The 11,526-nt window shown below is 70.6% G+C and carries 6 protein-coding genes; all 6 read right to left on the bottom strand.

The window, feature by feature from the left end; genetic code table 11:
- Nucleotides 1–130: 130 nt before the first annotated feature.
- Nucleotides 131–2,461, bottom strand: a complete 2,331-nt coding sequence (locus tag AC1DY2_RS07795; protein WP_476761899.1) for a transglutaminase-like domain-containing protein — start codon at nt 2,459–2,461, stop codon at nt 131–133.
- Nucleotides 2,458–3,756: a DUF58 domain-containing protein gene (locus tag AC1DY2_RS07790; RefSeq protein ID WP_476761898.1), complete on the bottom strand. Its 1,299-nt coding sequence runs from the start codon at nt 3,754–3,756 to the stop codon at nt 2,458–2,460. The genes AC1DY2_RS07795 and AC1DY2_RS07790 overlap by 4 nt, the downstream gene beginning before the upstream one ends.
- Nucleotides 3,753–4,721, bottom strand: a complete 969-nt coding sequence (locus tag AC1DY2_RS07785; RefSeq protein WP_309979308.1) for an AAA family ATPase — start codon at nt 4,719–4,721, stop codon at nt 3,753–3,755. Before AC1DY2_RS07785 ends, AC1DY2_RS07790 begins: the two co-directional genes overlap by 4 nt.
- 16 nt (nt 4,722–4,737) lie before the next feature.
- Nucleotides 4,738–10,089: an Ig-like domain-containing protein gene (locus AC1DY2_RS07780; protein WP_476761897.1), complete on the bottom strand. Its 5,352-nt coding sequence runs from the start codon at nt 10,087–10,089 to the stop codon at nt 4,738–4,740.
- 201 nt (nt 10,090–10,290) lie between these two features.
- Nucleotides 10,291–11,022 (bottom strand): hypothetical protein, encoded by a 732-nt coding sequence (locus tag AC1DY2_RS07775; protein WP_476761896.1) that lies wholly within the window; start codon nt 11,020–11,022, stop codon nt 10,291–10,293.
- A partial coding sequence (locus AC1DY2_RS07770) for a hypothetical protein (RefSeq protein WP_476761895.1) occupies nt 11,019–11,526 on the bottom strand: 508 nt, incomplete at its 5' end. The genes AC1DY2_RS07775 and AC1DY2_RS07770, both read right to left, overlap by 4 nt.

Below are 11,526 nucleotides of genomic sequence, written 5' to 3'. Positions count from 1 at the left end.
GCGCCCGGGCGGGCACGGCTCGAACGGTGCGGTCGGGGTCGGTGCGCTCGGGCTGCGCGGGCTGCTCGGGCGCAGCCGGGATCAGCCCCGGCGGGGGGACGATGAAGTCCGGTTCAGCCACCACTCCACTCTACCGACGGAGGCGGATCCGGTACCGGCTCACGAATCGACGCACCCGGCCGGCCGCATTCGCCACCACCGCCGTCGCGGCATCCGCCTCCGTCCAGCGCCGCTCGACGGCCGCGTCGTCGACGGATGCCCCGTCGAAGACGTCGCGGTCGATGGTCGCCGCCAGCGTCGACAGCCGCACGGGCACCGGCGCCGGGGCGGAGGCATCCGTCGCCGCTGCCGACGCTCGCGCGAGCGCGCCGAGCCCCTGCTCGTCGAACTGCTGCTCGAGGATGCGCGCGGCCTGCAGTCTCGTCGCTCGCTCGGGAGGCTCGAAGCCCAGCTCGGCGTAGCGGTCGACGAGCTCCTCCCACGCGGCGGCGCTCTGCCGGTCGTTGGGCCCCGACCGGCGGCGGCGGCGGCGAGTCCCCTTGACGAATCCGACCACCAGCATCGGCAGGAACACGAGCGCCGCCGGGATGCCGACCGCCGCCACCGTGACCCAGACCCAGCCCGGGATCGAGAACGGCCGGTCCTTGTCGTCGTCGTCGGTCTCGTCGATCTCGACGGTGGTCAGCAGTTCGTCCTCGCTGTGCTCCGCACGCGGGGGCTGGCGCACCTGGGGCTGCGGCTCGGACTTGGGCTTCGGGGTCTGCTCCTGCGGGACGTCGATGTTGTCGGGCGTCGGGCGGAACGAGACCCAGCCGACACCCTCGAACGGCACCTCCACCCAGGCGGTCACGTCGTCGCCGACGACGTCGACCTCCTCCTGGCCGTCCGCGATGTCGGGCGCGAACCCCATCACGACGCGAGCCGGATAGCCGAGCGACCGTGCCATGAGCGCCATCGCCGCGGCGTACTGCTCCGCGTCGCCGACCATCTGCGAGCGCGTGAAGAGCTCGGTGATGCGGTCGGCGCCGTGGCCTGCACGGGAGGGCACCGCGTCGGATGCGAGCCCGTGGCTGAGGAATCCGCCGGTCTTCAGCGCCCGCTCGATCGCGCGGAGCTGCTCGATCGGGCTCGCCGCATCACCGGCGAACTCGGAGGCCTTCGCCGCGACGACGTCGGGCGAGTTCTCGACGACCGGGAGGGTCATGTCGGCCACCGGAACGTCGATCAGCTCCTCGCTGTCGGGCTCGACCTGCACGTTGGCGCGCAACTCGTAGCGCGCGCCCTCGGCGACGCCGCTCGTGAGCACCGCCGTGCCCGCCGCCGGGTTGTAGCGGAGGTCGCCGGCTCGCTCGGCGCTGCCCTGGTCGAGCAGGCGCAGCGAGCTGCCGTACCCCACCGTGGGGAGCCACACGTCGCGGTACTCGCCGACCTCGACTTCGATGTCACGTGCGGAGCCCAGCTCGGCCAGCTCGGGCTCGGGAAGGGACTCGCCGACGATGCCGTAGCCGCCGCCGTCGGCACCCACGTCGTCGGGACCGGCCACGTTCCAGAGTCGGCCCGTGTAGGCGTCMATGGTGGCGAGGCGCACCGTGTCGCCCGGTTCGAGTCCCCGCACCGTGAACAGGGTGTCCTCGACGAGGTCCTTGGTGTACTCCCGGAATCCCGAGAGCGGGCTCGGGAACTCGAGCGGGTCGAACGGCGGCACGATCTCGTCGCGGAGCACGAAGCGCTCGGGCGACACCGGCGCGACCGCCGCCCCGGCCAGCGCGCCCACGACCACGGCCCCCACGACGACCGAGGCGGTGCCGACGACCTTCTGGCGGCGCAGGCGCCTGGCCCCGTCGCCACTCGCCTCGACGGTCGTTCCGCGATGCCAGGCGATCCAGACGAGGGCGATGACGGCGAAGGAGACGCCGCGGACCCCGGCGAAGAACGCCTCGTCGGTGCCGAGCAGGATTCCCGACAGGTAGAGGACGATCGGGCCGATGAGCAGCACGCTCGCGCGGAGCGCCGTGCGGCGCTTCGGGAGCCAGCGCGTGGCGAGCATCGTGCCGACGAGCGACACGAGCCAGGCGGCGAAGTACGGCACCACGGCGATGTAGTAGGGCGCCTCGACCGGCGTGCCGATCGTGACGATGTCGGCCCAGCCGTAGACCGCGCCGAATGCGAGCCCCGTGAGGGAGGCGAGCGAGGGCAGCACGCCGAAGAGCGCCTCCCCGGGCATGGTGAACGCGCTGCCGAGCAGGAAGTAGGCCGCGAGGCCGACGAGCACGGTGGTGAGGACGCCGAGCCGCCACACGGCGCCGGCGACGGCGACGAGGGTGCCGACGACGAGTCCGGCACCCGCCGCGAGCATGAAGTTCAGGTCGCCGAACGAGGTCTCGTACCCGATGATGCCGAGCACGGACAGCAGGCTGAGGACGAGGATGTCGCTGGTCACGTTGCGGGGAAGTCGGTTCACGGCCGGACCCTCCTGACCAGTCGCGGCAGGTCGGCCAGGTCGCCGACGGTCACGACCGTGGTGCCCGCGACCTTCGTGATGGTGCTGGAGGTGCCGAGCTCGACGCGGAACGCGATCGTGACCGTGTCGGCGCCGAAGAGGGTCTCGATGGAACGGAACTCGGCGACCGGCAGGAGGGAGCCGCCGATGGCGATCACGACGCTCGGTGCCGGGAGGCGCTTGGTGGCGTCCCGCACGAAGTCGCGCACGGTCGGGAACCGTCGCTCCACCGGCTCGATGCGCGACGAATCGTCGAGGAGCACAGTCGGGGTCGCGGTGCGAAGGGCGATCGACTCGGTGACGACCGCGAGGCGTGTCGCGTCGCGGATGACCTGCACGCCGATCGAGGCGAGCACCGAGACGGCGAGCTCGAACTCGTCATCCGAGGCGTACTGGGCGCGCTCCGTCACCTGCACGAGCACGAGCTGCGAGCGGCGCGTCTCCTCGTACTGGCGCACCATGAGCTGCCCGGTTCGCGCCGAGGTGCGCCAGTGCACGTTCCGCAGGGCGTCGCCGGGCTCGTAGGCCCGCAGCGCGTGGAACGAGATGTCGTTGTTCGTGATGACCTTGGTGATCTCGCCCTCGAGATCGCGCACGAGGCCCGCCGCGGACGGCCGGAGCCGAGCGGTGACCGGATGCACGAACAGTTCCACCGGGTCGGTCCAGCGCACCATGCGGCGCAGGATCCCGAGCTGGTCGCCGCGCACCGACACGGCCGGCCCGGCGATGATGACGGCGCGTCGGTTCGTCGGAACCGCGAACAGCTCCTCGTGCTCCGCCTCGGGAGTGAGTGAGGGGACGACGAACTCGGCGAGGCCCGCTCCGACCGGCAGCTCGATGCGGGACGGCGCCGAYGGCGAGCCCCCCGCGTTGGTCACGAGGAGCCGTCCGAACGCCCGCTCCCCTGCCACGACGCGCGCCGGCTGGAGCTGGATGCCGACACGGAAGTGCATGCGGCCGAACACGAAGGCGACCGAGACGAGCACCGCGGCGAGCAGCGTGAACCCGAGGAAGGCGAACTCGATCCAGCCGAACGTGAAGGCGATCACGAGCGACACCGCTGCGGCCGCCAGCACGAGCCATCCGACCGTGGACACCACGCCGGTCACCGGTGCGCAGAACTCCGCGACGGCGCGCGCGACGTGCGCGAGCCGGCCGGCGATCGATCGAGCGGATGCCGCGAGCGACCGCCCGACCGCGCGGAATGCGATGCGCGTCTGCGAGGGTGTCGTCTGCGCGCCGGGTTCGGCGGTCATGCCGCCCGGTAGGCCGGGGGGGCGATGTCCACGAGGACGCGGCTGACGATGTCCTCCGCGGTGACGCCGGCGAACTCGGACTCGGGGTCGACGATGATGCGGTGCGCGAGCACCGGCACGGCCAGCTCCCGAACGTCGTCGGGTGTCACGTACGTGCGTCCGTGGGCGATCGCCCACGTCTTCACGGTGCGGGCGAGCGCGAGGGCGCCGCGCATGCTGACGCCCAGCGCCGAGTCCTGGTGCGCCCGGGTCGCCGACACGATCTCGTTGAGGTAGGAGAGCACGGCTGCGTCGACGTACACGTCGGAGGCGAGCTGCGACATCGTGTTCACCGAGCTCGAGGCGATGATCGGCGACACCTTGGACGCGCGCGCGCGGTTCGCCGAGTCGAGGAGCAGGGTCACGGCCGTGTCGTGATCGGGGTAGCCGAGCGAGGTCTTGATGAGGAACCGGTCGAGCTGCGCCTCGGGCAGCGAGTACGTGCCGGCCTGCTCCACGGGGTTCTGCGTGGCGATCACCATGAACGGGCTGCCGACGTCGTAGCTCACGCCGTCGACGGTGACCTTGCCCTCCTCCATGACCTCGAGGAGCGACGACTGCGTCTTCGGGCTCGCGCGGTTGATCTCGTCGGCGAGCACGATCGAGGCGAAGATCGGTCCGTGGTGGAACTCGAAGCGGCCCTTGCCCTGGTCGTAGATGGTGACGCCGGTGACGTCGGACGGCAGCAGGTCGGGCGTGAACTGGATGCGGGAGTTCGTGCCGTCGAGCGTGTTGGCCAGCGCCTTCGCGAGCACCGTCTTGCCGGTGCCCGGGAAGTCCTCGAGGAGCACGTGGCCGTCGGAGAGCAGTGCGGTGACCACGAGCTCGATGACCTCGCGCTTGCCGAGGATCGCCTGGTCGACGTTGTCGACGAGCTTCGAGAAGGCGTCCTGGAACCAGAGGGCCTGTTCTTGCGTTACTGACATTCGTTCGTTCTCCTGATCAGGGGTTCCCGCCGCGAACGGGGAGGGCGTCCCAGTTCGAGGTCGCATCCGAGTACTTGTTGGCGCCGCCGCCCGTGGGCGTGAACCGGACGCGGATCGAGTCGTTGTTCCGCTGGCCCAGGCCGTTCTGGAGCACGAGCGAGCCGGAGGATCCGAGGTCGTACGTGCCGACGTAGAAGCTGCCGGAACTGCCGTTGATCTCCGTCACGACGTTGTACCGCCCGGCGGGGAGGTTCGAGAAGTCGACCCCGACGTAGTGGCATCCGGAGCAGTACGGCGCCGAACCGCCCTTGAACACCGAGGCCGAGAAGGCGGGAGGCGGCCGGTTCTCGACGCCGAACGTCGTGCCGGCGGCCGGACCGGTTTGCCCGCTGCCGTTGTTCCTCGCGCGCACCTCCACCGTGTGGGTGCCCGCGCCGAGGTTCGAGATGGTCTTCGAGGTGCCGCCCTGCAGGCCCGACCAGCCGCCGCCGTCGACCCGGACCTGGTACTCCACGGCGCCGCCGCCGGTGTCCGACGGCGCGGCCCAGCTCACGGTGACATCTGCGGGCGCGTACCCGATCGAGCCGTGGCTCACGTTCCTCGGGGCGGTCGGGGTGCCGTACGGGGTCGCACTCGCGGGCGTCGACGCGTCGGACGTGCCGATTGCATTCACCGCACGCACGTTGAAGCTGTAGGTGGTGCCGTTCGCCAGGTTGGGGATGTTCTGCGGGGAGCCGGCAGCACTGGCGCCGAACGTCCAGGGCCCGCCGCCGGATGGCGACGCGGAGACGATGTAGCTCGTGATCGGCGAGTTGTTCGTGGCGTTCGCCCGCCACGTCAACTGGACCTTGCCATCGCCCCCGACGATGCCCGTGATGCTCGGAGCGTCGGGCCGGTCGCGCACGACCACCGTGACACGCCCCTGCACCTCCCGCGCGGGGTCCATGGTCGCATCCCCGATGCGGTAGATGACGCTCAACTGTCCCGTGAACACTGGCCCGGTGCGCACGGTGATGCCACTCGTGTTGAAGCTGACCGACGCGTTCGAGCCGACGTTCGCGGAGTCCACCTCCGCGGCGACCACGCGCAGCGGCTTGCCCTCGGCGTTGAACGGATTGAAGTCGTTCGCGAGCACGTCGACGGCAAGGGACTGGCTGCGGGTCATGTCGATCGGGCCGTCGTTGGTGGCGATCGGCTTGGCGCGCGTCGACGACACGACCTTCACGTCGACGTAGCCCGGCACCGTGAACGACTCGAACTTCAGGTCGAAGGTGAGATGCGCCGCCGTGCCGGGCTGCACGCCGAGCGGGGCCGACACGGTGAGGGTGCCGTCGGTGATCTGGGCCTGGATGTCGGACGTCGTTCCGCGCAGGTTCGTGTACTGGATGCGCTGGATGTTGTCGGGGTTCGGCTGGAAGCTCGAGGAGCGCAGGTCGATGTCGAGCGGCGTCTCACCCGCCTCGATGGTCTCGGTGCGGGGCGTGAATGTGGGTGGAGTGTCGTTGAAGTTGGGGTCGCCCACGGTGATCGGAATCGTGAGGATCGCGACGCGTCCGATCGGATCGGAAGCGCTCGTTCCGTCGGTCACGGTGAAGGTCACGGAGGCGGAGCCCCGGTAGTCCTGCTCGGGAACGTACTGCAGGGTCGTGCCGTCGACGAACGGTGCGTCCTTCGCATTCGTCGCCGTCGCCGAGAGGATGAGGGGCGGCTGGCCCGACGGCACCACGACGATGTCGTTCGCATCCCACACGACCTTGCCGTTCATCGGCACGACGACCGGGGGGAACTCGGCGAGGTGCGGTGCCGGGAACTTCGCCTTCTCCTCGGCGGCGAGCTCCTCGGGCGTCTTCGGGCGCTGGGTCTCCTCGACCTCCGTGTCGCCACCCGGGATCGGTGGGACGATGACGAACGCCATGGCGGAGAGGGCGTCGAGCTCGTTGGTGAGGCGGTACGCCACGGCGTAGCGTCGGCTGCCCGGCTCCACGTCGATCGTCCCGTCGGGCAGCACCTGAGCCCGGCCGGCGTTCGGACCCTCGACGGTCACCTTCAGGTCTTCCACGAGTCCGCCGGGGTTCGTCGCATCGGCGAGCGGGTCGACGTTGACCCGTTCGACATCGACGACCTCTTCGGGCTCGATGACCTGGTCCTCCGCCGTCGGCGGCAGGATCACCGCATCCTTGGACACCGCCACCTGGAGGAACGCCGCGTCCGCGCCGCCATGGCCGTTCGAGATCTCGTATCGGATCGTGTAGGCGCCCTCGGTCTCGGGCGCGGTCACCACGACGCGACGGCGGTCGCGGATCTCGGCCTCGATGCCCTCGTCGACCTCGGGCAGGCCGGCCACGTGCAACTCGTACCCCGACGGATCGGAGTCGTTGAGCAGCACCTCGACCCCGACGGTGCGCCCGGGCTTCATCGCGATGGTGTCGTCGACGGCCTTCGGGGGAAGCTGCACGACCGGGCGCGGGATGACGCCGATGCGGATGATGCCCACCGAGGTGGCACCGCCGGTGTCCTGCACCTCGTACCTGAACGAGTCGGTGCCGGCCGACCCCGTGAGGGCCTCGTAGGTGATGGAGGTGCTCGTCGACTCCACGATGCGGCCGAGCGAGGGCGCGGTCGAGATGCCCGTCAGCACGACCGAGTCGCCGTCGGGGTCGATGCCGTCGAGCGGCACGTCGATCTTCACCGCCGACCCCTCGAAGGTGCGCGAGGTGAGCGGTGTGGGAAGCGGCGCGCGGTTGGCGTCGGGATCGGGCCCCACCACCGTGAACCGGACGGTGGCGCGCGCCGTCTGGTCGAAGTCGTCGCCGATCGTGTAGACCGTCGTGTACGTGCCCGGGGCATCCGGAGCCTGGAAGCGCACCGAATCCTCGCTGACGAAGGCCAGGCCCTCGGCTGCCGTCGTGTTCGCGAGGTCGGGCAGGACGTGGATGGATGCCGCGTCGGGGTGATAGTCGTTCGCGAGCACCGGCACCGTCACGATGTCGCCGGCTCGCACGTTCACGCTGTCGTCGAGCGCGACCGGCGGCTGGTGCTTGACGAGCGGCGGCACCGGCACCACGGCCACCGTCGCCGTCGCCGTGTTCACGCCGTCGGAGATCGTGTACTCGAACTGGAGCTGGCGGTCGATGGCCTCGGATGCCGTGACCCGCGCCACCGTGTTGGTGAGGATCTCGACCGACACGAGGTCGTCGGTCGCCGTCTCGTCGACCGACTGCACGGCGAGCACCCGGCCCGACGGCGACACGTCGTTGACGAGCAACGGCACCGTGGTCGGCTCCCCCGGACGGAGGTAGGCGATGTCCTTGACGGCGATGGGCGCGGGCGCCTCACTGGGCGGCTGCGTGACCTGGACCCGGATGAGGCCGACGCTCACGGCGGTGTCGGCGGCGAGGTTGTAGAGGAAGACGTACTCACCGGGCTCGGGCGCGGAGAACGTGATGGTGCCGCGTTCGATGTTCGGGGTGATGACCGCGTCGTCGGGCGCCTCCTCGACGCCCACGAGGCTGAGCGGCGCACCCGACGGCGACAGGTCGTTCGCGAGCGGCTCGATCGCGAACGTCTCGCCCGCGAACACCTGTGCGAAGTCGGGGGTTCCGACCGGGTTCAGGGTGCCGGTCGGCTTCACCTCCACGGTGAGGATGCCGGCCGCCTCGGTGCGGCCGTCGGAGACGATGTACTGCACCTCCTTGACGCCGAGCTCGCCGGACTGGTGCTCGAAGGTCACGAGCCCGTCGGGGCTGAATCGCACCGAGTCGCCGCTGGTGGGCGATGCGTTCACGAGGTAGACGTCGTCGCCGTCGGGGTCGTTCCAGTCCGCGAGGACGTTGTAGGAGATCTGGCGCCCCTGYTCGACGCTCGTCGCGCCGTTGCGCAGCGAGATCGGCGCCTCGTTCTCGCTGTCGGGGGTGATGCGCACGTCGACATTGGCCTCCGCAACCCCGTCGCGCCCGTCGGACACGGAGTAGCGGAACGACGCCGTGCCCGCGGCCCCCTCGTCGGGCGTGAACTGCAGCGCACGACCGCCGTCGATCAGCTCGAGCCGCCCCGARGCGCCGCTCACCGTCGGGAGGCCGGCGACCGTGAGCACGTCGCCGTCGGGATCGGTGTCGTTCTCGAGCACCTCGAGGATCGTGGTGCGGTCGGGACGCACGCCGTACTCGTCGTCGCGCGCGAGCGGCGGACGGTTGATCGGACCGCGCTCCGCGAGCGTGTCCTCGAAGTTCTGCTGGGACGACTTCTCGTCGCCCTCCTGGTCCTCCGACTCCTCGGGCGGCGTGACCTCCTCCCAGTTGTCCACGAGGCGCAGGTCGGAGTCGACCAGCCACGAGTTGCCATTCGTGAGGTTGTTCAGCACGATGACGTCACGGTTCACGCGGAACTCGAGGCGCGAACCGGCAGTGGGCTGGTCGATCTGCTGGGACTCGGGCTCCGCGCCGTCGCACTCCACGAGGTACCGGGCGGAGGTCGCCCAGGCGCCGTGCGCGCAGCCGTCGAGCCACACGGGGGCCGCGACGTCGTCGGCACCGTCGGCCGGGGCATCCGCGCCGTTGGAGGTGACGACGACCTCTCCCCCGTCGAGCGGCACCGACATCAATCCGCCGCCGGATGCCACGTAGGCGACGTCATGCTCGCCACCCGACTGCTGCAATCGCAGGCCCGCTTCGGGGAGCTCGATCGACCGATCGTCGACGAGGAGGCGATCCTCCTCGGTGTCGAGCACCACGGCACGTTCGCCGATCGCGGCGAGTTGGTGCCCGGTGAGCTTGGGGATGGACGTGCGGACGGGATCGCCGCCGTCGACGGGGACCCGGTACAGGGAGCCCTTGCTCGGCTTCGTGGCGAAGACCGTGCCCTCGGAGCTCACCGCGACCTCGGCGTCCTCGCCGAGCTTCAGCAGCGGGTCCGTCCCGGCGGCGTCGAACGAGAGGGAGCCGCCCGCGCGGACCGTCCACAGCTCGCCCTTCGGCGACAGCACGGCGAGCACGTCCCCGCCGTAGGCGACCGTGGATCCTGGCGGCACGTCGATGCGCTCCGTCAGCGTGGTGTACGACGGGTCGATGCGCTCGATGGATCCGATGCCGCGGTCGTAGAGGAAGGCCGAGTCGCCGTCCTGGAAGACGTCGAACTCATTCGTCGCCGTGCTGACGGCGGCATCCAGCTCGCCGATCGGACGGTTCAGACGGCCGGCCAGCAGGTCCTTCGCGTTCGTCACCCAGACGTCGCGGGCGCGAAGGTCGGGATCGGTGACCGGGAAGCCCTGGTGCAGCACCGCGAAGGCCAATGGAACACCGGCGATCAGCGCCAGCGCGGTGATGGTCGCGGTGGTCTTGCGCGTGCGGATCCACGAAGTGAACACTCCCACCCGTGACTCCCTGACCTGTTCGCGCCGACGCAGAATGGCGCCGGTTCTCTCCCCACACCGGGGTACACGGTAACACGGACCTCCTGACGGGCCACATGGGGAGGGATCCCCATGTCACCCGCGCTCGGGGGACGTGGCGCCTGCTTCCGGCTGGGTCGATGAGAGTTGCCGGCGTTCCGCGCCGGCCGTGCAGGCTCGCGGTCAGGCGCGCGGGTCGCTGCCCTCGGCGACTCCGTCGGGGACATCGTCGGCGCCGTCGAGCAGCGCCAGGTCGTCGGTGCTCACCAGCCGAGTTGCGACGGCGTACTCCACGAGCCGCGCACGCCGGTTGGTCGCGAGCCTGCCGCGGCCGCCCCGGAGCCCGTCGACGCCGATCTTGTCGAGCTTCTCGCAGACGTTGTCGAGCTTGCGGTTGAACGTGGTCATGCTCCACCCGAGGCGCGCAGCCGCCTCGGCCGAAGTGGGCACCACCGACCTGCCGGCGGACGGCTGCGACAGCACATGCTCGGCGAGCGCCACGACGAGGAGCCGCTGGCTCGTCGTGAGCGTCACCGGGAGAATCGTGGTGCCGCCGTCGGCCGGCCTCGCCGTGAGGGAGGTGTTGTAGAAGTCCTCCTCGGCGTGGATCGTGAAGTCGTAGGTGGTCGAGCCGGCACTGAACATCACGTGCACCGTCTGGAAGACGAGCGGCAGCTTCGCCCCCGGCGCGACCCAGGCCTGCACGCTGCCGGTCGCGTCCGAGACGGTGGCCGAGAGGAGCTGGCCGACGTTCGAGAGCCACCAGAGGCCGTACTCGCTGGACAGCGTCAGGAAGGTGCGATGCAGGTAGGGGTTGTCGTCGATGGTCAGGTCGGACTCGCGCCCGATCCCGAAGGCCTCGCCCTCGTTCACGGTGTACCACTCGCCGCAGTACTCGACCTTGAGGGGCCTCATGCGGTGCACTCCGTGACCGGTTCGGAGGTCTTGCTCCCGCGCTGCACCTGCACCTCGATGCAGACGCGCTCGCCCGCCGTCACCCCGTCGACGACGATGGTCGGGCCGTCGGCGACCGCGATCGCGCCGGAGCCGTCGGCGCGTTGCCAGCGGTACCGGTCGCCCTCCTCGGCGTCGTCGTGCGAGACCGCGAACGACACGTTGGCGCCGTCAGCCGAGGGCACGCCGGGCTGCACTTCGGGCGCGGGAACGGTGGCGGCGAGGATCGCGTCCTCGCCGGACGGGGCGGCCGTTCGATCGGCCGACTGTTGCTGGAGCGTGCCGGAGAGGGCCACCGCGATGCCGATCACGACCACCACCACGATCCCCGCCACGATGCCGACCACGGCGCCGACGCGGGGTCGACGGGGGCGCGCCTGGGTGCGCGTGTCTTCGACGAGGTCGGATGCCGCCGCACCGCGGCCGCGCAGCTGCGTCGCGTCGACCGTCGGCGCAGCAACAGTC

The organism is Agromyces sp. P1_H4 (genome assembly GCF_056405255.1).
This window is presented reverse-complemented; position numbering and strand designations above follow the sequence as displayed.